Raw genomic sequence first — 25,321 nt, 5'->3', positions numbered from 1 at the left:
CATGAACAGCCGTCTATACAACAGCCCTGCCGGCAAGGTATTTGATATCTTCAATTACGTCATGCTGGGGATTCTGGGCATATTAACCGTCCTTCCTTTCCTGTATATTATAGGGAATTCTTTCGCAACGGAAGCCGAGATTACCGAACGCAGTTTCTTCCTCATTCCGAAGGTGTTTTCCTTCAGCGCGTATGAGTATATCTTTTCTTCGTCCACGATCTTTCGCAGCATTGGCGTTTCCATTTTCATCACGGTGGCAGGTACACTGGTCAATCTGTTCTTCACATTAACGATGGCCTATCCACTATCCAGAAGTGACTTCTGGGGCCGTAACGTCATGATGAACATGGTGATCTTCTCGATGTTATTCGGCGGTGGTATGATTCCAACGTATCTCGTCATTCGTGGACTGGGACTGCTTGATTCCTACTGGGCACTTATGCTTCCTGGCGCGATCAGCGCTTTTAACTTAATTGTTGTCAAAAACTTTTTTCAGCAAATGCCGCCCGGGCTGGAGGAAGCGGCCCGCATCGACGGCTGTTCGGATCTCGGCGTGCTGTGGCGAATCGTTCTGCCTTTATCGAAGCCGGTGATTGCCACGTTCGCGTTATTCTACGCCGTGGGACATTGGAATAACTTTTTCTCGGCACTGCTGTACATTTCCGATAGTGACAAATGGCCGCTACAAGTCATGTTGAGACAAATCGTATTGCTCTCGCAGGCCAGTGTCGGAGATATGGCGAACATGGACCCCAATTTTGTTCAGCCACCAGAGCAGTCGATCAAAATGGCGGTAATCGTTGTAGGTACCATTCCGATTTTGCTGGTGTATCCGTTTTTGCAGAAGCATTTTGCCAAAGGTGTCATGTTAGGTTCAATCAAAGGCTAAAGCCAAGGGGGAGAACGTATGGGACAAAAAACGGGATTCAAAAAAGGTGCATTGTTACTCTCTGCGTCACTGGTACTGAGTACGATTCTGGGCGCATGCTCCACGGAAAAAGCAGGTTCAGGATCCGCTACGGGTGGCACCGACGAAATTACCATTATGCTTCCGAACTTCGAAGCGGAGAATCCGCCGGAGAACAGTCCAGTCATCCAGAAGCTTGAAGAACTGACCAAGGTGGATGTGAACTTGCAGTGGGTGCCGAGCAGCTCGTACGAAGACAAATTCAACATCACACTGGCCTCGGGAAAACTGCCTCAGATTATGGTGGTGTTAGGGAAGTCTCCAAGTTTTATCAATGCTGCCCGAACCGGAGCATTCTGGGAGTTGGGTCCTTATCTGAAAGACTATCCGAATCTGAGTCAAATGAATGAAATCATCACCAACAATGCGTCAATCGATGGCAAAACCTATGGCATCTACCGGGCGCGCGCCCTGGGACGTAATGGGGTCACAATCCGCAAAGATTGGCTGGAGAAGTTGGGGTTGGCAGAGCCGAAGACGATTGATGAATTTTACAATGTATTGAAAGCGTTCACGAAGGATGATCCGGACGGTAACGGCAAGGATGATACGTACGGTCTGGTTGCCAGCAAATTCACAGGCCCGTGGGATAACATGCAGGTATGGTTTGGTGCACCGAACAAATGGGGAGATGATGGCAGCGGAGGCCTGATCCCGGCGCATGAGACACCAGAATACATGGAAGCACTGAAATTTTTCCGTCAAATCTATAGCGAGGGTCTGGTGAATAAGGACTTTGCCGTGATGGATGCGACGAAACTGCCTGATCCATTTGTAAATGGGCAAGCGGGTATCATGGTGGATGTGGCAGATAATGCGCAGCGCATGGATCAGAAAATACTGGATAAAGACCCTAATGCGACAGGACGTGTGGATGTGCTGCAAGCGATGGAAGGTCCAAAGGGACTGCGTGATATGCCAACGTCTGGCTACTCCGGCCTGATTGCCATTTCCAAAAGCAGTGTCAAAACGGAAGAGGACCTGAAGAAGGTGCTGAGTTTCCTGGATCAGTTGAATGAACCGGAATTGCAGGCATTGTTGTACAACGGACTTGAAGGCAAGCAGTATGAGAAAAAAGAAGACTACATCATACCGAGCACTGACAAGCTTGCGCTCCGCGACCTGCAGGGTTTAAATCAGATTTTGATGTTTGTGCCAGAAGACAGGACGCTTCGCGTCCAACAGACACCTGTCCGTGAAAAGGTTGCACAGGTGCAGAAAGCCAACGAAGAGATTGTCATCGCCAATCCTGGTGAACCGCTGATCTCTGATGTTTACGCCCAGAAAGGACCACAGCTGGACAATATCATTAACGATGCACGGATTAAATATATCGTAGGCCAGATTGATGAGAAAGGGTTCGAAGATGCTGTTGCTCTGTGGAAGAACAATGGCGGAGACGATTATGTCAAAGAAGTTAATGAACTGTACGCTGCATTGAAGTAGTCGTATAAGCCAGAGCCCGGCAGCCGTGCTTTCAGTGTAGCGGAAACAGCCGGGCTTTTTCTTATCGCTGTAATGACTAGATGCGCGAACCAAACTTCATCCAACTTTCTGGAAAATGTGACTTCCTGAATATGGTTTTTGATGTATAATCAAAACAAAACAAACCTATTTGAACTGAAATGAACGTTATTGGTAAAGCTGGATGACCACTCTTGAACAGGCAGGGAGGAAGGCAACATGTGGAACGGGGATGCATTTGACAATCCTGAGGCGCAGTATCGGGTTCATCCCTTTTGGTTCTGGAATGGGGATATGGAAGAAGAACAGATTAAGCGGCAAGTGGCTGAGATGGCGGCGCAAGGTGTAGGTGGATTCTTCATCTGTCCACGTCAGGGACTACAGATTCCCTATCTGTCGGAAGCGTGGTTTGATAAGGTGCGGATTGCAGTGCAGGCAGCTGCCGATCATGGTATGCAGGTATGGTTATATGACGAGTATCCCTATCCGAGTGGAATGGCTGGCGGGGAAGTGACCCTTGATTTTCCTGAAGCGAAGCAGCGTCAGCTCGTGCATCATCAGTTGGTGGTTCAGGGCGGAGAAGCTGTGGATCTGGAGTTGCCATGGGGACGAGTCTTGGTTGCCAAAGCGATTCCCAAGGACTCCGAAGGCAAGCGTCTGTGGCAAGATTCCATCGATCTGCGCAGCAAAATCGGCAATATCCAGACCGATCAGGTCTATCAGGAGACCGGGCTTACATCGTATAACCGCAAGCGGTTCTTCACCTACCGAACAGCGTTCCGCTTGCTCTGGGATGTTCCCGCGGGTGATTGGGAGTTGATTATATTTCAGGAAAAAGAGATCGACGATTTCAAATATTACGGCAACTTTGTTGACCCTTGCCACAAGGAAGCGATGAGCCGATTTATTGAACTGACACATGAGCGTTATAAGTCAGCGGTTGGAGATCAATTTGAAAGCGTGATCAAAGGTATGTTCTCGGATGAGATTGCACCGCTGGGCCGTCTTCCCTGGTCCCCACAACTTCCCCGTTATTTCAGTGAGCGTTGTGGTTATAGTCTGATCGATTCGCTACCGGCCCTGCTATACGGTGATGTTCCAGACGCGCATCGGATTCGGTATGACTACTATCAGTCACTGCATCTGCTTCTCAGGGAGTCCTATCACAAACAGGTGCATGACTGGTGTGAGGAAGCAGGGATTCAGTATGCGGCTGAGGTGCCTGGCGTACGGATGACCACCCAGTTGTTCAGCCATATGCCAGGTGGTGATTCGGCACATGAGAAAATCGGACGGTCCTTATCGTGGATACTGGAACGATACGGCCAAAAAATGCGTGACAACCCCAAGATGGTCAGCTCGCTTGCCCGTCAATTGGGCCGAGGCCGCAATCTGATTGAATGTTTTCACAGTGTAGGCTGGTCCATGACGCTACAGGATGCCAAGTGGATGATTGATCGCATGGCCGCTATGGGCACCAATTTCTATAACTTTCACGCCTTTTTCTATACGATTGGTGGGCTTGCGAAGCATGATGCACCGCCGTCTCAATTTTTGCAGAATCCCTACTGGAAGCATTTCCGGCAGTTGGGGGATTACACCGGACGGTTGAGCTATCTCATGAGCACGGGAGCAGCAGACATTCGAATTGCTGTGCTTGATCCAACGACGACATTCTGGAGTCTGATGGGTAATCCGCTGCATGGATTCGAGTATAGCGGCCAGGACGAATTAGAACGCGTGCAACTGGAACGCCTGACGAAGGACTGGATGAGGATTACTACCCAACTGCTCGAAAACAGACGTGACTATGACCACCTTGATCCCGAATTGTTGGCGGAAGCTGACTTAACGGATGGCATTATTCAGATCGGTATAGCCCGTTATGAGGTGTTGATTCTCCCACCGATGCTGAATCTGGAGGCCGCGGCCTGGGAACAGGTGAAGCGATTTGTTCGGCAGGGAGGAACGGTCATCTCTGTTGGGATGCCTCCGCATATTGCGATTCAGTCGGGAAGTCCGGAGGGAGATGAAGCTACCCAGTTCTTTGGTGCGGGCGAGCAGCCGCAAGAGGTGTACTGGGGCCGTAGCATGACAACAGATCACGATAACCGTGAAACCATGTGGCATCAGGGTGAGGGGAATGCCTATTTTCTACCCGCAGGAACAGGGCAAGGAGATGACTTTTCGCTGGAGCTGATCTCACTCCTGCTCGATCAGGTATTGCCCGAACCCATCTGCTGGATCATGGAGGAGGAAAGTGCATCTCTGCTAATGCACACTCGTGAATTGTCGGCTGGAGAGCATATGGTTTTCTTGACCAATCAAGAGGGTCAGGACCTGAAGGGGCAATTGAAGCTGGTCGCCAAACAGCTGTGGGATGGAACGGAGCTGGCAGAGGGTGCTTGTCTCGTGGCAGAACGACTCGATCTGGAGACAGGGCAGCTTCAAGCCTTGCCGTATACGAGCAGTGGCGGGGAATGGTGTATTTCACTAACGCTGGCGCCATACGAAGCGCATGCTGTACGCCTTACTTTACAAGCTGCGAAGGCAGAGGCATTAACAACGAAGTTGGATGTAGCAGACAAAACGGGTTCGACGTTCATCAGAGTTCCTTCGGAAGGGCCATGGCGACTAGAAACGGTGCAGTCTAACATTTTGCGAATGGGACAATTCCATCTTCAGGCCTCCAATGCTAACGGAATAATTCTGGAAAGCCAGCATGTAGCTGTGAAACCGTTTATAGATCAGGCGGCAGAATTATCGGAGCAGTATCCTCTGCCAGTCCAGTTTAATCAGGTATTTGGCACACCGAAAAAAGCATCTATTGCTTACCCGATCGAGTGCAGATATACGAGCACATTTGAGCTGAGAACAGCTTTGCCTGCATGCCTGTTATTCATGGACAGAGCGGCGATCTCGGGCAGCTGGTCCATGGAGATTAATGGGCATCCACTTGGAAAAGAACAATTCGATCCAATCGAAATAACCGACCACAATAACATCGCTTGTGATATCACGGAGCTACTGCACAGCGGTCTCAACGAAATGACGGTGATTGTGCAGGTAACGAAAGATGAGGATGGCATCGTTGATCCCTTGTATCTACAAGGTAGATTCGGCGTGGAGTTCCATCATGAAGGCCTGGCTTCGCTCGTGCGGGAACCGGACACGGCCCTTCGCATCGGACCTGAACCGCAGCCGCTGTATCCCCATTTTGCCGGGGAAATAAGTTATAAACGCACGTTCTGGCTAGATGAGCCGGGGAAAGATGTTGCCACATTTGAACTGGAATTTAGCGATTGGCGGGTGCAGGATGTGACGGAAGTGCGGGTGAACGGACATAGTCTTGGTGTGCGATGCTGGTCTCCGTATCGCTGGAAGGGAGAAGCCTCCTGGCTTCGTCCAGGGGATAACGACATTGAAGTTCGCATTACCAACACGTTGATTGGCCTGCTGGAAGGTACGTATTTTGATTCGGAACATCATCGATTACAGGATGCAGGTCATGTACCTGCGGAAGAATTGAGATGAAGGAGTGAACGTATGAGTACAACACAATCAGAACAACAAAGATTGGACCCGGTCTGGGTCGCGGATCAGGGAGACGGTACATACCGCAATCCGATTCTGCATGCGGATTATTCGGATCCGGATGTGATTCGTGTAGGAGATGACTTCTATATGACGGCATCGAGTTTCTCGCATACCCCGGGGCTACCGATTTTACATTCGAAGGACCTGGTGAACTGGCGGCTTGTCCGATATGCCATAGATCGGCTGGATCTGCCAGGATATGATGTACCTCTTCATGGCAAAGGCGTATGGGCACCCAGCATTCGGTATCACGACGGAAAGTACTGGATCTTCTTCAGCACACCGGATGAGGGCATCTTTATGACCACGGCCGATCACCCTGAGGGCGAGTGGTCGCCGCTGCATCTCGTTCATGAAGTGAAGGGCTGGATTGACCCTTGTCCTTTATGGGATGAGGATGGGCAAGCCTATCTGGTTCATGCTTTTGCCCATAGTCGCAGTGGGATCAAGAGCAAAATTCAGGTGTGCCGGATGGCTGCGGATGGAAGGAAACTTCTGGACGAAGGGTTGATCGTCTTTGATGGGACCGAACATCATCCGACCATTGAAGGGCCTAAGTTCTACAAGCGCGAGGGGTATTATTATATTTTTGCTCCGGCTGGAGGCGTGAAGCCGGGGTGGCAGACGGTTTTGCGTTCCCAACAGGTATTTGGGCCCTATGAGGATCGAATTGTTATACATCAGGGAGCTTCGTCGGTCAATGGACCTCATCAGGGAGGATACGTGGAGCTGGTATCGGGGCAGTCCTGGTTTATTCATTTTCAGGATCGGGATGCCTATGGGCGAATTGTTCATCTTCAGCCGATGACGTGGACGGAAGACGGCTGGCCTATTATTGGAATAGACCGTGAAGGTCATGGAACGGGTGAACCTGTGGATGTACACGTCAAACCGGATGTAGGAGCAGTCTATCCTATTAATGTACCTGATGTATCCGATAATTTTCAGGCTGATCATCTGGGGTTGCAATGGCAATGGCAGGCGAACTCCCGTCCCGAGTGGGCTGATGTAGGTACGGAAAGAGGACTGGTATTACCTGCTCATCCATACCCGGAGGGCATTCAGTCTTTGTTTGGTACACCTCATCTTCTCTTGCAGAAGCTGCCCGCATCTGAATTTGTGGCGACGACCAAGCTCACGTTCCTCCCTGGACAGGAAGGGGATCAGTCAGGTCTCATCATGTTTGGTGATTCGTATGCAAGCCTGTGTCTGTTACAGACAGAAGACGGCACCATTCGGTTATCGTTGATTCGTGGAGCCAAACGTGCAGACAGCCATCTGCATGCAGATGAATGGGAGGAAACGGGACTGGACTGGGAGGGCGATGGTTCGCAGGTAACCGGCTGGACCGTTCATCTTCGGCTTACCCTGACAGAACCGGGCTTGTGCCAGTTCAGTTGGAGTGAGGACGGAGCGGAGTTTCAGCCGATCGGTACACCGTTTAACGCCACAACAGCCCTCTGGGTTGGTGCAAAAATGGGGATCTTTGCTGTAAACACACGGTTCGCGAATCGTGGAGGTCAGGGTGTTTTTCGTTATTTTAACGTGAAGGAAATTCGGGATTAGGGAGCAAGGGAAGAAGCAGGAGGAGGAGCAAGATGGGACATCGTATTCAGTTTGACCGTTATCCAGGTGGTGTGATGAAAGCGCTGACGCTCAGTTATGACGATGGAGTGGTACATGATCGCAGACTGGTGGAAATCTGTAATCGGTATGGCCTGCGGGGAACATTTAATCTGAACTCCGGTACCCTGGGTAATCCAGGTCGCATTGAGGTGGGGGAAGTCGCTGAACTGTATGCGGGGCATGAAGTGGCCGTTCATACGGTTACTCACCCTACGCTGCCTTATGTTCCGAATGAACTCCTGACCGAAGAGATTATGGAGGACCGAAAAGCATTGGAGCAGCTTGTCGGTTATCCGGTACGAGGCATGGCTTATCCCAATGGAGGGTATGACCGTGCGCTAAGTACAAAGCTGGAGTGGCTTGGTATCGATTATGCTCGTACCGTTGAATCACATGGCAGATACACGTTGCCAGACCGTCCCCTTGAATGGCATCCGACCTGCCATCATAACCATGATCTGGCGGCACATGCCGAGCGTTTTATCCAACATTCCAAAACAGGTACGCCACTATTACTCTATGTCTGGGGTCACAGCTATGAGTTCAATGACAACGGCAACTGGGAGATCATCGAACAGTTCGGTGAGCAGATTGGCGGCAGGAACGACATCTGGTACGCGACGAACATCGAAGTGATTGCCTACTGGAAAGCGGTGCAACGACTGGAGTGTTCAGCTGATCGATCCATCATCCATAATCCGTCTGCCATCCCGGTTTGGTTCGCGGCAGATCAGCAGATTGTTGAAGTGCAAGGCGGAGAGACATTGCGGCTAAGCGAACGAATCAAGGTATAAGGAAGGGAGCTGACGATCATTCGTTATTTTCATGAGAACGAGGCGATTGCAGGCAAGGTGTACGATTCAATTCCGGATATATTGACAACGGTGGCTCAGCGTTATATCGGCGATCATCCGAAACATTCCTTTTTGTTCAGAGCCTATCATCAGGGAGGTTTTCGCAGGCTAGGGGATTATCGCTACGACCTGAATTTGAATGAGAAATGCGTAGAGGCTCATGCGGGGCAGTACGTATATGTATGGGGCAAATTATGGAGCGAGCAGAATGCAACGTTAAATACAGGCCTGAACTGTTATAGTCCGGTGACGATCTATGTGAATGGTGAAGAGGTATTCAAGTCTGAGTTGTTGCAGGAATTATTTCCCGAGCGAAGAACCCAGATTCCGATTTCCGTGAACTATGGCTGGAATGATGTGTTGCTATGTTTTGTCAAAACAGAAGTGGGATTCGGCGGTATCTACGGAACAGCCTCGTTCAAAAATTTCCCGCTGCACTTCCTCACTCCTGGGGCAGATCGTCAGGGACAGGAGGGCTGGTTATATTCGGACCCCGTAGATGAACCTGTACTATCTCTTCCTCGTGACGGCATGACGGAAGAAGAAACAGGTCTTACCTGGTATCCGCGCAAGGCGTGGACAGATGAGGAGCAGAGCGTGGGTTCTTTTGCCCGCATCTTCGGCACGGAACAACCAGCTGTGGCCTACGCATGGTCCAGATTGGATGTAACCTTGCTAGGAACATCACCAGTTATTTTAAAAGGTCGTCATGATGGAGCATTGACCCTGTATGTGGATGGCACGGAAGTATACTCTGCTGAAAGTAGCGGTAACTTCCGCGTTGAACTCCCGCGCCGCTACGGTTCATCTGATCTGGTCGCGAAAGGTGTAATCCAGGCAGTTGGTGACTCCTGGGGATTCACGTTGGAAGATGCCGAGCATTTGGATTCCACAGGCTGGAGACTGAAACCTCCTCATCCGGTTGCTGGATGTTCTGACCCTTGGCTGTACTCAGGTGTGTTTGCTCCCGGTGCTGAACCATCCCACACGGACATTGTGAGCACGGATACTGTGTTCGATGATGGCGCCCAAGGTGTATATTGGCGGGTAGATCTTCCGAATACACATGTTCGTCCCTATCTGGAGAATACACATTACGGAAAGTGGAATTATCCGCTCGGTGTTACCTTGCTTGGACTTCTCCAAACGGGACAGGAATTGGGTCGGGATGATTACATGCAGTACGTGCGGCAACATATTGAACTGAGCACTTCATTTGATCGCTATGGTCTATGGGATCGGGAAGGGTACGGTGCGGCAGGGATTAATAATCAACTGTCTGCCATCGACAGTCTGGATGATTGCGGTTCGTTTGGGTCTACGCTGCTTGCTGCGATGGAGTTGGGCGATATTCGTGGGGGAAGAGATACCGCGGATCGGATTGCGGGCTACATTACGGATGAGCAGGAACGTCTGGAAGATGGTGCCTTTTACCGGGTTCGTGGCAGTGGAGAGATGCGTCAGGAGACGATGTGGTGTGATGACTTATACATGAGTACACCTTTTCTGATGCGGTATGGTCAGTTGACAGGTGATGGGGCGTATTGGGATGATGCGGTCAATCAGTTCCTGATGTTCCGTAAGTACCTCTATCTTCCTGAACAACAGATCATGTCCCATGTGTATGATTTTGTGCGTGGTCGGGCGACAGGTATTCCGTGGGGACGGGGAAACGGCTGGGTGCTATTCTCATTAACCGAACTGTTATCCATCCTACCGAGTGATCATGTGAAACGGCCGGAATTGCTAAGTTTCTATCGTGATTTAAGTCAAGGTTATTTGGCGCTGCAAGGGGAAAATGGACTGTGGCATCAGGTCTTGAACCGCCCGGATTCGTATGAAGAGACTTCCTGCACATCCATGTTCATCTACGCCTATGCACGTGGCATTCGTGAAGGTTGGCTGGAACAGCCGGAGCCTTATCTGGAGGCCGTACGCAAAGGATGGGAAGGCATGACGCGCTTGTCGATTGATTACAAAGGCAATATATATGGGGTATGCCGGGGCTCCGGGTACTCGTTTACCGCCTTGTATTATCGCGATGATCTGGGGTGGAATCTGAACGATACCCATGGAATCGGCATTGTGCTCTTGGCTGGCATTGAGGCGCATAAAATGAACCAGCAGCTAAGCGAGGTGTCTTTCGATTCTTCGGTTACAGCCGCGCAGCGCTGATGTTTGACGCAACGGAACGGATGTATGGGGATAGCCTTCTATAGGTAGATAACCAGCTAAAGAAAGCGGCAATGCCCTCAGGCTTGCCGCTTTTAGTGTGATTTCAATCCCGAATCTGATCAGCATGATAGCAAAAACACACTTACTTTCACCCAATAATATGAATAACTGCATCATGAACACAGATCAAAATAATTCCAGCTGCTCCGGTCCTTCTTCCTGCTCTGGTTCAGTACGGTCAGGAAAAGGCTTCACCGGCTGGTCCAGCAGGTCCATCATCATCTGGGCATTTGCCGCTGCATCGCCACCGGAGTTGTTGTTGAAAATAACATAGACATCCTTGCTCTGCTCCTGCAATTGCTCCAGATATTCTTTCCACTCCAATAATTCTTCCTTGTTGTAACGGTATAAATAACGGGTCTCGCGCCAATTGGGCGCACCATTCTGATGCCACCCGGACACATTGCGTCCGTGCATGCGTACCAGCGTCATCTCCGGATCTGTGGCCTGTGGCACGATGGGAATGGAACCTGGACCCGCCTGAGGCTCGTCACAGACGCTGTGAATCCAGCCTTGTTCTTTCAGGAACGCAAGCGTCCGCTCTCGCATGCCATCTTCATACCAGCTGCGATGACGGAATTCGAGGACGCACGGAATACCCTCCATTCGAAGTTTCACTTCACGAAGCTCTTTCACGTTGTCTTTATTACATTCAAACCATGGCGGATATTGAAACAAGGCCGCCTGCATTTTGCCAGCTTCAATCACAGGCTCCAGTGATTCCCGAAAAGCCTTATACATCTCCGACGTGCTCGTGAAGTAGGGCTTGCCTCGCAGATGTCCTGTCATTCCCTGGTAGGCTTTGATGATAAAAGCAAAGGATTCGGGCGTCTCGGCAGCCCATCGTGCCATTCGATCCCGCGGCTGAACAGCGTAGAAGGAACTATCCACCTCCACGGTGGAGAAGTATTGTCCGTATAGACTAAGCTTGTCTTTGGCTTTGGTACGGTTCGGATAGAGATCTTCCTGATCCCCCCATCCGGTAAGTCCGATGTGAATCATAAGAACACCTCCTGTTGCTTTTTGAACAACCTCTTATACTTAACCGATTCGCAGGGTATGCGTATGTTTAACATTATATCGTGTGCATTTTGGCTCTTCAATGCGGGTGACTTACTGGAATTTTTTGAGTTTGCAGGATAAAGACGTTACAATAAATTAAAGCTTAGGGGAAATGATCAGGCCTGAACGACAGCGTATGACGGACAGTGGGGCCGATGACCATGTGGAGGGCGAGAATGGATGACGGAATGGTATGAAAAGAGTTTTGGAGAAGATTATCTTCTCGTATACAAGCACCGGGATGTGCAGGGTGCCTATCAGGAAGTACATAAAATGATCAATTGGTTGAAGCTTAAGCCCGATTCTGAAGTATTGGATCTATGCTGTGGTATGGGACGGCACTCATTGGCACTTGCTGATGCAGGGTTACGAGTGACCGGAGTCGATCTGTCCGATGTGCTTTTGCGTGAAGCCCGCCTAATGGATGACGAACACCGAGTATCTTGGTGTCATGCGGACATGCGTGAACTGCCGCTGAAAGGTGGCTTCGACGCCGTAGTCAATCTGTTCACATCGTTTGGTTATTTCCTGGAGGACGGAGAACAATTGAAAGTATTACGTGCCATTCATCGCATGCTTCGCCCGGGTGGCAGCTATATTATTGATTTTATGAACACGGCATATGTGACGCGTCATCTGGTGCCGCACTCGGTTCGAGAGGATGAAGGGCAGCGAATTGAGGAGTTCCGCAAGATTGAGGATGGATTTGTGCAAAAGGAAATTCGCATTACGGATACTACATCCGGAGATGAACCGCGGGTATATCAGGAGCGTGTGAAGTTGTACACACGGGATCAACTGAGTCAGATGTTAAGTGAAGCCGGACTGCGGGTAGACCAGGTCCATGGCGGTTATGATGAAGAGAAATATGACGAGCAGGCTTCTCCACGCATGATTTTTGTAGGTCATCGTCCTGTGGAGTGAACAAAGATAGTCTGGAAGGGGAATGGGGACAGATGAAGCGAACAGAAGAGATGTCCATGACAGAGGGCATACACCGGGTCAAGATTACCATGTCTTTTCCCTTGCGATGGGTCAACAGTTATGTGTTGTCTCAACCAGATGGAACGATCACGATTATAGACCCGGGGCCGCGTAATTCGGAAACGGAACTGGAGTGGCATGAAGCGCTGGCAGATCTCGGTCTGTCCTTTGACAATATCCATCAAATTGTGTTGACTCATCATCACCCGGATCATCTTGGGTTGTCAGGTTGGATGCAACAGATGACGGGGGCAGCCGTTCGAATGTCCGCAAGATCCCGCCAAGAGGCCGATTATATGTGGGGACCTGATTCACATATTAATATATTATTACCTGATTATTATGGAAGCCACGGAATGCCGGAAGACAAGACAGAGCAGATGCATGAACATATGAAGGCATTTACTTCACAGATCACACCACTTCCGAAGGTGACACCTATTGAAGACGGTGAGTGGCTCGATATGGGCGGGAAACGTTGGGTTGCTGTGGAGACGGGTGGACATGCCCCCGGTCATTTATCCTTTTATGCCCCGGAGTCCATGGAGATTCTGTGCGGAGATGCCGTATTGCCCCAGATTTCACCGAATATCAGTCTGCAACCGGGCAGTGATCCTGAGCCTTTATTGTCTTATATGGAAGGATTGCATCGTCTCGGGGCTCTGAATGTCAAGCAGGCGTATCCGGGGCATCGGAATCCTTTTGCACAGTTCAATGAACGGACAGTTCATCTGCTCGCTCATCACGAGGAACGCCTTCAGAAGATGACGGAGCGAATTCAGGAGTCACCGGCGAATGCCTATGACATCTGTGTGCACATGTTTGGCAATCGACTTGGCACCCATCAACTGCGATTTGCCATGAGTGAGACATTGGCCCATTTGCAGGAGTTAATTCGACGCAAAGTAGTGAAGCAAGAGAAGCAACCGGATGGCACGTTCTATTTTCGATTCTAACGGAATGATGATATGGATATGAAATCATAATGCGATCCTATATAGAGGCTCGGGACAGGAAATTCACCTGTTCTGGGCCTTTTTAGCCTCTCTTAACGGTTCATTCATCTATTTTTAAGCCAGCGCGCCTATGATACATCTATGAACTTCGCTAGGGAGCGTTTGGAGACACACCCTAAAGAAAGCAGGGAAGAGCGATGACCAGAAGAAAACGGAATCAATGGAGAAAATGGCAAGCTTCAGCGGCAGCAACGTTGACCGTGGCTGCACTCTTTCAATATGTAAGAACTTCGGATGCCTTTGATGTGGCTTATGCAGCAGCGAATGGCGCAGACACAAGTGTTACTGCTTCAAGTCAGGTGGATACGCGTGATGATGTGATGGATGAATGGATCAGTAGCACAACGGACAGCCACAACTGGAATACGCAGGACAATGACAATAATGATAGTCAAGATAATGGAACATCTGATAGCACACAATCCGCTGGGGCGGACCAAAGCATGATTGACAAGGGAAGTTATTCAGATTCTCAGCGTTATGGACAAAATAACCAGGGTACTGACTCCGGGTACAGCAGTGGCAACTATCAGTCACGTACAGGTGCATCATGAGCCGCACGGAGCAAGTCACTCGTCCGCTCCGGTTTCAATTCCGTGCGATGAACACGGATGTTGAAGTGCAACTGTCCGCTGGACGGGAAGAAGCTGAACATGCAGCAACCTTGGTGAAGAATTGGTTTGAGACCCAGGAGCAGCGCTTCAGCCGATTTGTGGCAGACAGTGAACTGAATCGTCTGAATGGTTCGACCGGATGGATGCCGATCTCTGCTGCAATGGATGAGGTTTTGAGTCTGGCTTACGGATATATTGGGCTGACCGAAGGGATTTTTCAACCGGGCATCTCGCAGGCTCTTCAGGCTTCGGGATACGATCTAAGCTTTGAGAAGGTGCAACAACGACAATCGCAACGTCCATTGCTTGAACGCATATTGCGAACGAAAACACCTGATGGTTCAGGATTGATAGAAGATCGATATGACCACAGCCGTCCGAGTTGGATTCAGCGGGAAGGCAGCCGGATGGTTCATCTGGACCCCGGAGCTGAGCTGGACCTGGGAGGAATCGTTAAGGGCTGGGCAGTGGAGCGCATCGCAGACTGGTTACAGCGAACATTGCATATTCCGGCCGGGTTGATTAACGCGGGTGGAGATATTCAAGTATGGGGTACACCAGACCACCCACAGTGGACCTTGCAAGTAGCTGATCCTTTGCAGGATCAGGGGAATGTGTCAGGTGCGGTCCGTGTACAGCGAGGAGCTGTTGCCACTTCAGGTATTTCCCGCAGACAATGGCAGAATGCAGATGGTAGCCTTGCACATCACCTCATTGACCCCCGTACGATGGAACCGGCGGATACGGATGTGCTACAGTGTACCGTTCTCGGACAGCATGCGTCACAATGCGAGATTATTGCCAAGACGGTCTGCATTCTGGGAAGTGCCGAAGCGGTGGGCTGGTTAAATCGACATTATGATCGGCATGACGTCCTGTGGATGACACGGGATGGGAGTACTTACTTTAGAGGGAATACGGATACGCTCGCTGAGCACTGGCCCGGTTTTGATCCGGATCATCGCTTCAGTCTAATATAGGACAAGTCTAACAGATATGGGGGAGCCGGTTATGGCACAATGGATTGTAGATTACCTGCCGACGTGGAATATCATTCGAATTAGTGGGATTGCTGCTTATGTGCTGCTCTTTGCCGGAGTATTTCTGGGTATTGCGCAAGGGATGCCTATGGCCAAAGGTAAACCGAAAGCAGCCATGTTCAAATGGCATACACGAACGACCTGGCTCGCCTTCGGACTTGGACTCGTGCATGCGTTAACGTTATATATTGATCACTACAGCCCGTTTACCTGGGGAGAACTTCTGATTCCTTTTACCGCCTCTGTGCATCCGATCGGCAGTGGTCTGGGAACGTTAGCCTTCTACGGATTAGTGATCGTCCTGTTATCCAGTGATCTGCGGAACAAGCTGGGCCGTAAATGGTGGTTCATGTTCCACATGCTGTCCTATCCGGTGTTCATTAGTCTGTTGGTTCACGGCATGGTTACCGGGACGGATTCTAGCAATATCATCATGCGGATGATGTATGTATTTACGGGACTCAGCATCCTCGGTATCACGGTGCTGCGTGGCATGTTGCGAGAGCGAAAAGGCCCGGAAATCACGATTGGACCGAAATGGACACCATCTGAGCCAGCTGCTGAGCAGAAGCGGATTGAAGGTTTTGGTTTGGTCGGAACGGTACGACCTAAGCATCTGAAATAATAACGTGTGAATCATGCAATATGTATCGTGCACATGCAAAAGAAGCGGCCATCAGGCCGCTTCTTTTGCATGTGCAGATATCTTCTTATTGAACAGTTATTTCACCAAACATGCACACACATGTCCAATGTTCGGTATGACTTCAGATATGAAACGAGTTACACGTTATACCGTGTCATCGCTGACAGGTTTTTCTCCCAGCGCTTCTTCAAGCTCGGATTGTTTGCGATGGGCGATCCGGCTGCTCGCTGCCGATGCAATCGCACCGACAATATCATCGAAGAACGTGTGGACAGGGCCCAAGCTCTTGTCGTTTAGTCGTTCGAGCACTCCTGGCTTCAGCTTGTCCACATAACCGTAATTCGTAAATCCAATGCTGCCATATACATTGACGATGGAGAATGCCAAAATCTCATCCACGCCATATAGGCCTTCATCGTTCTCAATCATCTCCTGCAAAGGAGATATGAGCTGACCCTGTTCTGCAAGGATATCAAGCTGAATACCGGTCAGGACAGCGTTCTGTACCTCGCGTTTACGGAGAACCATCTCCACATTTTCGATACATTCTTCTATCGTAAGACCTGGATAATATTTTTTCTGCAATAACATGACCAGTTCTGCGATCTCAGGGATCGTGACGCCCCGCTTATGCAGCCATTCCCTTGTTGCCTCCGCGACTTTGCGGCTATTCAGGCTATAAGGGATTTTCTCTTGCTCAGGATGTTCCATGGGCGATTCCTCCTCTGAAGTTAGCAATGTCCCTACTCTTGCTTCCTAATACGTATTAACCTGTTTTACGTTTCTTTAAGATAATAGAACTTATAAGTTTTCAGCGAAGCGATTATCTTTTAGTTATTTTTTGGACAAAGGCTCGTATACATGGTAGTACAAACTGTAAAAATGATGAGGGGGAACGTGATCATGAGAAAGATCCAATCTTTGCGTACGGTATCGGCAGCTGCGCTGCTGAGCATTCCTATGGTGTTGTCAGGCTGCGGCATGTTTGGAGCACAGTCTTCCGAAGCTGTTGATCCACCACCGCCCATTCAGGAAGCAGCCATGATTCAGGCAGCCGAAGGAAATGGGGCACTCGCAACGCTTCCACTAACGACGGTATATCTGCAAGACCAGCAGGGGCTGCTCGCTCCGGTATCCCTGACCCTTCCTTCTGGAACAGATGCCAGCAGTCCGAAGACAGCTCTGGATACACTTGTCACAGGCGGGGCCTATGCCGGGATGTTGCCTGAAGGATTCCAGGGTGTTCTTCCACAGGGAACGGTTGTGCAAAATGTAACGATCCATGCGGATGACAAGCTGGCGGTCGTGGAGTTCTCGGGTAATTTTGCCAAGTATGATGCGAAGGAAGAACGGAAAATGCTAGAAGCTGTCACGTGGACATTGACGGGAACCCCGGATGTGGAGAATGTACAGATCTGGGTCGATGGTAAAAAGTTAACTCAAATGCCGGTAAACAGCACGCCGTTGCCTGAACCGCTGAATCGGGCTGTAGGAATCAATCTGGATCTGGGTGATGCGTTTGTGACCAACAGCAGTCCGGTAACGGTCTATTTCTCCGCTGCTTCGCCAGCGGGCATCCAATATTATGTTCCGGTTACACGTCTGGTCACACCTGGTGAGGATCGGGTGCAGGCAGCATTGAATGAGCTGATCAAGGGACCTGACAAAGGCGGCGAATTGGAAGAGGTCATGACAGGCGGAACGGAACTGCAATCGGTCAAAACAGCAGAGGATGGCACAGTAACAGTTGCGCTGAAAGATGATATGTTTGCCGAAGGGGATATCGTACCAAGTGAGCTGTTACAGTCTGTGGTATTAACGACTGCGGAGAATACAGCCGGCAAGGATGCCAAAGTGCAGATCGAATGGAACGGCCAAAAAACGGTCATGGGTGACGACAACCGAGATTACAGTGCGCCTGTTTCCAAGCCTGAATATATCAACGAAATTCCGATTTAATGACCGGGAAATGCTTAAGGATGCTTTTAACCGAACTCTTTGGTAAAATATAAGGGATTCGTAAAATACGTGTTCAAAAAGATCGGTTTTCAGGACCGAGAAGATGGGATGAAGCTAGAAATGGAGTAGCGGAGCGTAGACAAACTACGTGAGCAACGGACATTTCGGCTGAATTCCATATTCGATGCTGATGATGCCTTAAGGCATCTTTCGTAATCAAAAGCGAGCTTTTTGAACAATCTCTAAAAGTGTGAACAAGCTCAACATTACAGGATGCTTAAGTCGTAGGAGGCAGAAAAAATGAGATCAAACGGACGAACCAGCGAACAGCTGCGCCCGCTGAATTTAACAGTGAACACGAATAAATACGCCGAGGGCTCTGTACTGATTGAAGTTGGAGATACAAAAGTAATCTGTACAGCGACAGTAGAGGAACGTGTTCCTCCCTTTATGAAAGGGCAGGGTAAAGGCTGGGTAACGGCTGAATATTCCATGCTGCCACGTGCAACACATACTCGGAACCAACGTGAAGCCAATCGTGGCAAATTAACTGGACGCACGATGGAAATCCAGCGTCTGATTGGTCGGGCACTGCGCTCGGTAGTGAATTTGCAGGCTCTTGGTGAGCGTACCATTACGCTGGACTGTGATGTCATTCAAGCCGACGGAGGCACACGCACAACGTCCATTACCGGTGCATTTTTAGCGCTGGCGCTTGCCGTAAACAAGATTTCCCAACAGCACAAACTGCAAGTATTTCCGATTACGGATTTCATTGCAGCGGTAAGCGTGGGTGTTGTGGGTGAACAACCTGTACTGGATCTGAACTATGATGAAGATTCCAAAGCCAAGGTAGACATGAACCTGGTGATGACAGGTGGAGGTAAATACGTTGAGTTACAGGGAACAGGCGAGGAAGCACCATTTGATCGCCGTGAGCTGAACGCCATGTTGGAACTGGGCGAGCAGGGAATTCTGGAGATGATCGAGCGTCAAAAAGAAGTACTTGGACCGATTGCGCTCAAGATCGGCGCACGTGGATTAGGGGAAGCGTAAGATGAGTTTGGACAGCCCAATTCTCATTGTCGCAACCCGCAATGCAGGTAAAGTCCGTGAATTCGCTCATGCTTTCGCACCGCTTGGCAAAGAGGTTAAGAGCATGTTTGACTATCCGGAGCTGCCGGATGTGGTGGAAGACGGCGTAACGTTCGCGGAGAATGCCTGGAAGAAAGCCAAAGCGGTTGGTGATGCGCTTGGTTTGCCCGTTCTGGCAGACGATTCGGGACTTTGCGTAGATCTGTTGGACGGTGAGCCAGGCGTATATTCAGCGAGATATGCAGGCGAAGGAGCAACGGATGCACAGAATAATGCGAAGTTGCTGGAGAGGCTGGAATCGTTGAAATCCGGTGAGGACACCGAGCAACCGCTACTAAGTCCAGCTCGTTTCGTCTGTGCGCTGGTACTGTACGATCCGACAACTGGTGATAAGTATGAATCGGAAGGCACTGCGGAAGGCTGGATCACGGCTCAAGCTGCAGGTGCTGGCGGTTTTGGATATGATCCACTCTTCTATGTACCTGAATATGAGATGACGATGGCGGAGCTGACGCTCGAGCAAAAGCAGGCGATTAGCCACCGTGGTCATGCGCTGAGAGCACTCGTATCCAGACTTGAAGGATAAGATTAAACATCAAAGCGTTAATGGAAGGATAGAAGCATTCCGATGGAATGGTTCACTCGCCATTAACGCTTTTTTCTATGCAATGAAGTGTTTGAGTGAGGTTTGGGGAGGTCCATCCATATACCTAAATGAGGATGGCTATTTCTGCGACCATAATACAGAACGTGTGTTCCTGTACCTACGTCAGAAATGGTTAACATTGCACGATTGGGAATCTCATTGGGACTGGAGTTGGAAGAAGTTGCAAGCCTTGTGTGGTATAGGTTAACATTCAAATTAACGAATCATATATGAACCTTAAACGGAGGGATTTGCTCATGCAAGAAGTGAAGCTTGTTGTATCCTACGATGATTATGAGGACGGCATTCGTATGGAAAAATTAATTAAGGAACTGGCAGCTAAACCGGAGGCCAGCTCATTGGAAAGTCTGGTCATCGGAGATTGGGGACAGGCTTATGAAAATTCGCCTGACGAGTTCATGAGCACACTCGTCGAGTCAGCTCCAAGCTTTCCGTCATTGAAGAAACTGTTCATCGGGGATATGGGATACGAAGAGTGCGAAGTGTCGTGGATTATTCAGACGAATCTTACCCCGCTGTTGGGTGCTTTTCCAGAATTAAAATCATTCTCTGTAATGGGCAGTAGCGGTCTTAGTCTGGAACCACTTCAGCATGCCAAGCTTGAAGAATTGATTATTATTTGTGGTGGTCTCCCGAAAGACGTGTTATCTTCGATCACCCACGCCGAGTTGCCTGAATTGCGTAAATTGGAACTGTATCTGGGTGTGGATAATTATGGTTTCGATGGTTCACTTGAAGATGTGCTTCCCCTTTTGGAACAAGGATTATTTCCACAGCTGGTTTACTTGGGTCTAAAAGACAGTGAAATTCAGGATGAGATTGCCAAAGCAGCAGCTGATGCACATATTCTGGATCAACTTGAAATATTGGATCTATCGCAAGGGACGTTGTCCGATGAAGGAGCAGAAGCACTACTAGCCAGTGAACGGATTAAGAAGCTGAAGCATCTTGATCTAAGTTACCATTACATGACCAATGAAATGATTAGCCGCTGGAACCACTCGGGTATATCCGTAGATGTTAGCGACCAGCAACAGAGTGATGAGGATGACTGGCGTTACCCGTCGTTAACGGAGTAGACAATGTCAGGCGTAAAGGAAATAAAAGAAATAAAAGAAAGCCTGCATCAACCGATAGATGTACCTGATCCAACACGAGATCAACCCTTATTATTGATTGGAAACCCCGATAACCGACGAACTCAAGGGATGCAAGAGGCCCGGCATAGATTGGGTTTGAAACCTGCGGTTGTACTGCCATATGCTCAATTGCTTCAGAACTGGAGACACGGCGGAACGATTGCTGATACTGTAGATTCCAATCTGCCGGTACCCCTGATTCGAATTGATGCGCCTGGTGAGGATTGGGAAGTGGAACGTGAGTTACTGTTCCTTGGAGCTATGAACGATACGACAACATTAACGGATGGAATGGGAGCAGAAGCATTCTCCACAGAACAGGCACTTTCGCTGGAACAAGAGTGGGGAAGAATTTACGCACCTGCTCAGTGGTTTCGTGGCTGGAAAGCATGTTTGGATCGAATCGGCCATGAAGCTCGGGAAATGTGGCCTGAAGTCCGATTTATGAATGATCCCAGTGATATCCAATTGATGTTTGATAAAAGACAGTGCCAACATCATTTATCTTCCCATGGGGTTCAAATCCCCCCGGTGCTAACTTCTTCACAGCCGATTCGAAGTTACACCAATCTACGTACGGCTATGCAATCTGCTGGTATGAATCGTGTATTTGTAAAGCTCGCGAGTGGCTCAGGAGCCTCAGGCGTTGTCGCATATCAAGTCAATCCCCGAACAGGTGATGAGATCGCTGTAACGACGATGGGGATGGAACTGATACAGGGCAAGACAATTTTCTTCAATGAAGGACGTCTACGCAAGTATACCGGCAGTGAAGAGATTGCTACGCTGATGAACTGGTTATGTGCAGAAGGTGCACAGATTGAACGGTGGATGCCCAAAGCCACGCTTGATCAACGGGCCTATGATATTCGCCAACTGGTTGCAGGTGGACAGGCAGGTCACGCGATTATGCGGCTGAGCCGTACTCCGATTACCAATCTGCATCTGCGCAATGAGCGTATGCTGCCTGCTGAAGCAGGGCTGGATGAACAGCGGATGTCGCTAGTTCGGACGGCAGCGCAGGCAGCCATGTCTTCATTTCCCAATTCGTGGTCAGCCGGGATTGATGTGATGCTTACGAGTGGTGCGAATCCACGTGCCTATGTGCTGGATGTGAATCCGTTTGGAGATCTGTTATATAGGGTCGAGCATCATGGCCTCGGAACCTATGAGTGGGAAATGGAACTTTTACGAAAGGAGCCTATTCAACATGCCTGATATGAACACCATCGTGGGCTCCCATGACTTGTTAATGATTACGCTGGATACGTTACGATATGACGTAGCCAAGCTGGAAGAGGAAAACTGTCCAAATCTGTGTGGTTCGGGTCCGTGGGAGAAGCGTCATACCCCGGGCAGTTTTACATACGCGGCGCACCATGCTTTTTTTGGTGGTTTTATGCCTACACCTGCCAATACAGATAAGGCATCTCATGTAAGGCTGTTTCATTCCCGGAATACCGGACTCAAGACACATCCGCACACCTGGCTGTTCGACACACCAGATATCGTATCCGGGTTCGCAGCTGAAGGTTACCGTACAATTTGCATTGGAGGCGTCATCTTTTTTACGAAAAAAAACCCACTTGCGAAAGTATTGCCCGGCTATTTTCAACAGAGCTACTGGCGAATGAACTTTGGGGTAACCAACCCCAAATCGACAGAACATCAGGTACAGCATGCATTAAAGCTGCTTGAGCAGACGGCGCCGGATGAAAAGATATTTATGTTTTTGAACGTGTCTGCCATTCATGGTCCAAATCGGTACTTTGTAGAAGGAGCCAAGGAGGACTCGGTGGAGACCCAACGGGCTGCACTTCGATATGTAGACGAGGCCCTTGGGCCGTTGTTCGAGGCGATGCGAAAACGCGCCCGCCCAGCGTATTGCCTGGCTTTTTCCGATCATGGTACAGCTTACGGCGAAGATGGGTATCAAGGACACCGGCTTGCACATGATGTCGTATGGACGGTGCCTTACCGTGAATTTTTAGTATAGAATGTATTGCTTTTATGATGACAACAACCGGAGACAGGAGGAAACCGATGGATAAACAATCACAACATACGACAACAGGCCATTCCACACAGTCCGGATCCAATATAACTACAGGTCTCAGTGAAGTACTGGCATTCCCCTATCGTTCTTACTTATACTCTTACCCACACAAGACGGCATATCGGGAGCTGGACCCACCGTTGCCACTGGAGTCACTGTGGGAAAAAGAGAATACCGATACGTATTTTTTATATATGCACATTCCCTTTTGCGCTGCTCGTTGCGGATTCTGTAATCTGTTCACACTGCCGGATCGTCGAGATGATACGCATGAACGCTATGTGGATGCGTTGGAACGTCAGGCGAAGCAGTGGGCACCTATTACATCTCGAAGACCGTATTCGCGGTTCGCGATTGGTGGGGGAACACCTACATTATTGAATGAGGTCCAGTTGAACCGTCTGTTTGATATTGCTGAACATGTGATGGGGCTGGATCCCTCGCAAGCATCAATATCAGTGGAGACGTCGCCGGATACCGTTACGGAAGCTAAGCTATCCATTATGAAGGAACGAAGTGTAGATCGTGTCAGTATGGGGATTCAGAGTTTCATTGAAGCTGAAGCATCCGCCATCTATCGTCCGCAAAAACCGCAGGAGGTTGAACGAGCGCTTGAGAAGCTTACTCGTTATGATTTCCCATTGTTGAATCTGGATCTGATCTATGGTCTGCCAGGGCAAACGGTTGAATCGTGGCTCTATTCACTGGAAAGAGTGTTAGCCTACGAGCCGGGCGAAATCTTTATCTATCCCTTGTATACACGGGAAAATACGATCGTGAAGCCTGATGATATTCTCCGTCAGGGACCTGATATTCGGATGGAGCTGTATAAGGCAGCACGTGAGACTTTGAAAAGTAAAGGTTATGTGCAATATTCGATGCGCAGATTTGCCAAGGAACAGTCGTCCGCCAAAGTGCTTCTGCCTTATAGCTGTCAGGAGGAAGGCATGGTTGGTCTGGGATGCGGCGCACGCTCGTATACGAGTGAAGTACACTATGCTTCCAAGTACGGCGTGAGTTACAAGGCCACACAGAGCATCATTGCCGATTATGTGGCGACCGAGCGTTATGATGTGGCTGATTATGGTATCGTGTTAAGCCGTGAAGAACAAAGACGTCGCTTTATTCTGAAGGCCTTGCTACATCGGGAGGGATTAACGTTGTCTGACTACCATCAGCGCTTCGGTACTGATGTGATGTCCGACTATGTCTGGCTGACTGAACTGCTGACAGAGGGCATGGCGCAGCTGGAGAACGATGAGGGCAAGCAGATACTGCGTCTGACAGAAGAGGGACTTGGCTACTCCGATGCGATTGGAGATTGGCTTATATCTGCCGAAGTTCGTGAACAGATGGAAGGGTTTGTTTTCTCATGAGAGCGACTTTGTATTATCGGGGGAAGTTGTCTTCCTGTAATTACGACTGTCCATACTGCCCGTTTAGCAAGACTGTGGATTCCAAAGAGACGTTGGAAATGGATGAACAACAATTGCGTCAATTTCTGAACTGGGTGAGGGAGCAGGAAGTTGAAGGGCACCAATTTTCGATTTTCTTCAATCCCTATGGTGAAGCATTGGTTCGTCGTTGGTACCGGGAAGCGATGGTTGAGCTGTCACATATGCCACATGTGGATAAAGTTGCGATCCAAACCAACCTGTCGGTTAAGCTGGACTGGGCAAGGGAGCTGGATGCGAATAAAGCAGCCTTTTGGGCGACGTATCATCCTCGTGAGACGAAAGAAGCTTCTTTTGTAAAACAATGCCTAACTTTGCGTCAGATGGGGCTAGCATTTAGTGTTGGTACTGTCGGACTCCGCAGTGCATTCCCCGCAATTGAGTCGATGAGACAGGCTTTGCCGGAGGATGTATATATGTGGGTTAATGCCTTCAAAGATCGGCCCAAGTATTACATGCCGGAAGAGATTCAGTTTTTACGTGGGCTTGATCCGCTTTTTGAAGGTAATCTGCAGGATTATGAGAGCTTGGGCAAACGATGTGCTGCCGGTTCGGAAGTCTTTTATGTACAAGGGTCCGGTCATGTGAAGCGGTGTTATAAGGATCGCCGGATCATTGGGCATCTGTATCGCGATGGTCTACAAGCTTTGGCCGCGGATCGGCCTTGTCGCATGAAAAAGTGCGGTTGTTACATTGGATATATTCATATGGAGGATTCCCCGTTCAGGGAAACCTTTGGCAGTGGGCTGCTTGAACGAAATCCGGTATTAATCAACCGTTAGATATAACAAATATATTATTTTTAAATGGATAAAGACTTTACACCAGCAGATGTTCCTGGGTAAG

The 25,321-nt window shown here is 49.4% G+C and carries 21 protein-coding genes; 19 read left to right on the top strand and 2 right to left on the bottom strand.

Translation table 11 applies throughout. From position 1 onward, the window contains the following. Position 1 precedes the first annotated feature (1 nt). The 6 genes from MKX75_RS23205 (at position 2) to MKX75_RS23180 (ending at position 10,683) form a co-directional block, all read left to right on the top strand. On the top strand, positions 2-889 hold the full coding sequence (locus MKX75_RS23205) for a carbohydrate ABC transporter permease (protein WP_017692544.1): 888 nt from the start codon (positions 2-4) through the stop codon (positions 887-889). A gap of 18 nt (positions 890-907) precedes the next feature. Beyond that, positions 908-2,413 carry an extracellular solute-binding protein gene (locus MKX75_RS23200; protein WP_339166998.1) on the top strand — a complete coding sequence of 502 codons (1,506 nt, stop codon included), beginning with the start codon at positions 908-910 and terminating at the stop codon, positions 2,411-2,413. A 237-nt stretch (positions 2,414-2,650) separates the two neighbouring features. Beyond that, positions 2,651-5,965 (top strand): glycosyl hydrolase, encoded by a 3,315-nt coding sequence (locus MKX75_RS23195; RefSeq protein WP_076333730.1) that lies wholly within the window; start codon positions 2,651-2,653, stop codon positions 5,963-5,965. Between the two features lie 12 nt (positions 5,966-5,977). Beyond that, a complete protein-coding gene (locus tag MKX75_RS23190) occupies positions 5,978-7,594 on the top strand; it encodes a glycoside hydrolase 43 family protein (RefSeq protein WP_339166997.1) in 1,617 nt (538 codons plus the stop codon). A 32-nt stretch (positions 7,595-7,626) separates the two neighbouring features. Next, the gene (locus MKX75_RS23185) at positions 7,627-8,448 is read left to right on the top strand and encodes a polysaccharide deacetylase family protein (protein WP_339166995.1); all 822 of its coding nucleotides are present in this window, start codon (positions 7,627-7,629) and stop codon (positions 8,446-8,448) included. Positions 8,449-8,505: 57 nt separating this feature from the next. Then, positions 8,506-10,683: a glycoside hydrolase family 88 protein gene (locus MKX75_RS23180; RefSeq protein WP_339166993.1), complete on the top strand. Its 2,178-nt coding sequence runs from the start codon at positions 8,506-8,508 to the stop codon at positions 10,681-10,683. Positions 10,684-10,869: 186 nt separating this feature from the next. Here MKX75_RS23180 and MKX75_RS23175 read toward each other — a convergent pair whose 3' ends face one another. Continuing rightward, complete coding sequence (locus tag MKX75_RS23175; protein ID WP_339166992.1) at positions 10,870-11,745, bottom strand: DUF72 domain-containing protein; 876 nt, start codon at positions 11,743-11,745, stop codon at positions 10,870-10,872. Between the two features lie 240 nt (positions 11,746-11,985). Here MKX75_RS23175 and MKX75_RS23170 point away from each other — a divergent pair, with 240 nt between their 5' ends. The 5 genes from MKX75_RS23170 to MKX75_RS23150 all read left to right on the top strand — a co-directional run bounded on the left by MKX75_RS23170 (position 11,986) and on the right by MKX75_RS23150 (position 16,084). After that, a complete protein-coding gene (locus tag MKX75_RS23170) occupies positions 11,986-12,729 on the top strand; it encodes a class I SAM-dependent methyltransferase (protein ID WP_145151420.1) in 744 nt (247 codons plus the stop codon). A gap of 32 nt (positions 12,730-12,761) precedes the next feature. After that, a complete protein-coding gene (locus tag MKX75_RS23165; RefSeq protein WP_339166991.1) occupies positions 12,762-13,745 on the top strand; it encodes an MBL fold metallo-hydrolase in 984 nt (327 codons plus the stop codon). Between the two features lie 197 nt (positions 13,746-13,942). Further along, positions 13,943-14,359, top strand: a complete 417-nt coding sequence (locus MKX75_RS23160) for a hypothetical protein (RefSeq protein WP_062837836.1) — start codon at positions 13,943-13,945, stop codon at positions 14,357-14,359. Beyond that, entirely contained in the window at positions 14,356-15,399 is a 1,044-nt protein-coding gene (locus MKX75_RS23155) for an FAD:protein FMN transferase (RefSeq protein ID WP_076333723.1), read from the top strand. The genes MKX75_RS23160 and MKX75_RS23155 overlap by 4 nt, the downstream gene beginning before the upstream one ends. Before the next feature lie 31 nt (positions 15,400-15,430). Beyond that, positions 15,431-16,084 (top strand): ferric reductase-like transmembrane domain-containing protein, encoded by a 654-nt coding sequence (locus MKX75_RS23150; protein WP_339166989.1) that lies wholly within the window; start codon positions 15,431-15,433, stop codon positions 16,082-16,084. A gap of 165 nt (positions 16,085-16,249) precedes the next feature. Here MKX75_RS23150 and MKX75_RS23145 read toward each other — a convergent pair whose 3' ends face one another. Next, positions 16,250-16,816 carry a phosphatidylglycerophosphatase A gene (locus tag MKX75_RS23145; RefSeq protein WP_339166987.1) on the bottom strand — a complete coding sequence of 189 codons (567 nt, stop codon included), beginning with the start codon at positions 16,814-16,816 and terminating at the stop codon, positions 16,250-16,252. Between the two features lie 192 nt (positions 16,817-17,008). On the opposite strand from MKX75_RS23145, the gene MKX75_RS23140 reads away from it, so the two are divergent. From MKX75_RS23140 to MKX75_RS23105, 8 genes are all read left to right on the top strand, one after another. After that, positions 17,009-18,064: a GerMN domain-containing protein gene (locus MKX75_RS23140; RefSeq protein WP_062837832.1), complete on the top strand. Its 1,056-nt coding sequence runs from the start codon at positions 17,009-17,011 to the stop codon at positions 18,062-18,064. 300 nt (positions 18,065-18,364) lie between these two features. After that, on the top strand, positions 18,365-19,120 hold the full coding sequence (gene rph, locus MKX75_RS23135) for a ribonuclease PH (RefSeq protein ID WP_339166986.1): 756 nt from the start codon (positions 18,365-18,367) through the stop codon (positions 19,118-19,120). Position 19,121: 1 nt separating this feature from the next. Then, the gene (locus MKX75_RS23130; RefSeq protein WP_339166985.1) at positions 19,122-19,745 is read left to right on the top strand and encodes an XTP/dITP diphosphatase; all 624 of its coding nucleotides are present in this window, start codon (positions 19,122-19,124) and stop codon (positions 19,743-19,745) included. A gap of 317 nt (positions 19,746-20,062) precedes the next feature. After that, on the top strand, positions 20,063-20,905 hold the full coding sequence (locus tag MKX75_RS23125) for an STM4015 family protein (RefSeq protein WP_339166983.1): 843 nt from the start codon (positions 20,063-20,065) through the stop codon (positions 20,903-20,905). 3 nt (positions 20,906-20,908) lie between these two features. Continuing rightward, positions 20,909-22,183, top strand: a complete 1,275-nt coding sequence (locus tag MKX75_RS23120) for an STM4014 family protein (protein ID WP_339166981.1) — start codon at positions 20,909-20,911, stop codon at positions 22,181-22,183. Continuing rightward, positions 22,176-22,961, top strand: a complete 786-nt coding sequence (locus MKX75_RS23115; RefSeq protein ID WP_074096266.1) for an STM4013/SEN3800 family hydrolase — start codon at positions 22,176-22,178, stop codon at positions 22,959-22,961. Before MKX75_RS23120 ends, MKX75_RS23115 begins: the two co-directional genes overlap by 8 nt. Positions 22,962-23,008: 47 nt before the next feature. Beyond that, the gene (locus MKX75_RS23110; RefSeq protein ID WP_339166980.1) at positions 23,009-24,397 is read left to right on the top strand and encodes an STM4012 family radical SAM protein; all 1,389 of its coding nucleotides are present in this window, start codon (positions 23,009-23,011) and stop codon (positions 24,395-24,397) included. Next, positions 24,394-25,257, top strand: a complete 864-nt coding sequence (locus tag MKX75_RS23105; protein ID WP_339166979.1) for an STM4011 family radical SAM protein — start codon at positions 24,394-24,396, stop codon at positions 25,255-25,257. Before MKX75_RS23110 ends, MKX75_RS23105 begins: the two co-directional genes overlap by 4 nt. Positions 25,258-25,321 lie beyond the last annotated feature (64 nt).

It is taken from the genome of Paenibacillus sp. FSL R5-0341, assembly GCF_037975235.1.
Lineage (GTDB): Bacteria > Bacillota > Bacilli > Paenibacillales > Paenibacillaceae > Paenibacillus > Paenibacillus amylolyticus_A.
This window is presented reverse-complemented; position numbering and strand designations above follow the sequence as displayed.

Excerpts from the sequence above, each read along its gene's own strand:
- MKX75_RS23125 (WP_339166983.1), top strand. The coding sequence starts at position 20,063 with ATGCAAGAAGTGAAGCTTGTTGTATCCTACGATGATTATGAGGACGGC.
- MKX75_RS23155 (WP_076333723.1), top strand. The coding sequence starts at position 14,356 with ATGAGCCGCACGGAGCAAGTCACTCGTCCGCTCCGGTTTCAATTCCGT.
- MKX75_RS23205 (WP_017692544.1), top strand. The coding sequence starts at position 2 with ATGAACAGCCGTCTATACAACAGCCCTGCCGGCAAGGTATTTGATATC.
- MKX75_RS23145 (WP_339166987.1), bottom strand. The coding sequence starts at position 16,816 with ATGGAACATCCTGAGCAAGAGAAAATCCCTTATAGCCTGAATAGCCGC.
- MKX75_RS23170 (WP_145151420.1), top strand. The coding sequence starts at position 11,986 with ATGACGGAATGGTATGAAAAGAGTTTTGGAGAAGATTATCTTCTCGTA.
- MKX75_RS23195 (WP_076333730.1), top strand. The coding sequence starts at position 2,651 with ATGTGGAACGGGGATGCATTTGACAATCCTGAGGCGCAGTATCGGGTT.
- MKX75_RS23160 (WP_062837836.1), top strand. The coding sequence starts at position 13,943 with ATGACCAGAAGAAAACGGAATCAATGGAGAAAATGGCAAGCTTCAGCG.
- MKX75_RS23190 (WP_339166997.1), top strand. The coding sequence starts at position 5,978 with ATGAGTACAACACAATCAGAACAACAAAGATTGGACCCGGTCTGGGTC.
- MKX75_RS23105 (WP_339166979.1), top strand. The coding sequence starts at position 24,394 with ATGAGAGCGACTTTGTATTATCGGGGGAAGTTGTCTTCCTGTAATTAC.
- MKX75_RS23150 (WP_339166989.1), top strand. The coding sequence starts at position 15,431 with ATGGCACAATGGATTGTAGATTACCTGCCGACGTGGAATATCATTCGA.
- MKX75_RS23165 (WP_339166991.1), top strand. The coding sequence starts at position 12,762 with ATGAAGCGAACAGAAGAGATGTCCATGACAGAGGGCATACACCGGGTC.
- MKX75_RS23175 (WP_339166992.1), bottom strand. The coding sequence starts at position 11,745 with ATGATTCACATCGGACTTACCGGATGGGGGGATCAGGAAGATCTCTAT.
- MKX75_RS23140 (WP_062837832.1), top strand. The coding sequence starts at position 17,009 with ATGAGAAAGATCCAATCTTTGCGTACGGTATCGGCAGCTGCGCTGCTG.
- MKX75_RS23110 (WP_339166980.1), top strand. The coding sequence starts at position 23,009 with ATGGATAAACAATCACAACATACGACAACAGGCCATTCCACACAGTCC.
- MKX75_RS23130 (WP_339166985.1), top strand. The coding sequence starts at position 19,122 with ATGAGTTTGGACAGCCCAATTCTCATTGTCGCAACCCGCAATGCAGGT.
- MKX75_RS23115 (WP_074096266.1), top strand. The coding sequence starts at position 22,176 with ATGCCTGATATGAACACCATCGTGGGCTCCCATGACTTGTTAATGATT.
- MKX75_RS23200 (WP_339166998.1), top strand. The coding sequence starts at position 908 with ATGGGACAAAAAACGGGATTCAAAAAAGGTGCATTGTTACTCTCTGCG.
- MKX75_RS23120 (WP_339166981.1), top strand. The coding sequence starts at position 20,909 with ATGTCAGGCGTAAAGGAAATAAAAGAAATAAAAGAAAGCCTGCATCAA.
- MKX75_RS23185 (WP_339166995.1), top strand. The coding sequence starts at position 7,627 with ATGGGACATCGTATTCAGTTTGACCGTTATCCAGGTGGTGTGATGAAA.
- rph (WP_339166986.1), top strand. The coding sequence starts at position 18,365 with ATGAGATCAAACGGACGAACCAGCGAACAGCTGCGCCCGCTGAATTTA.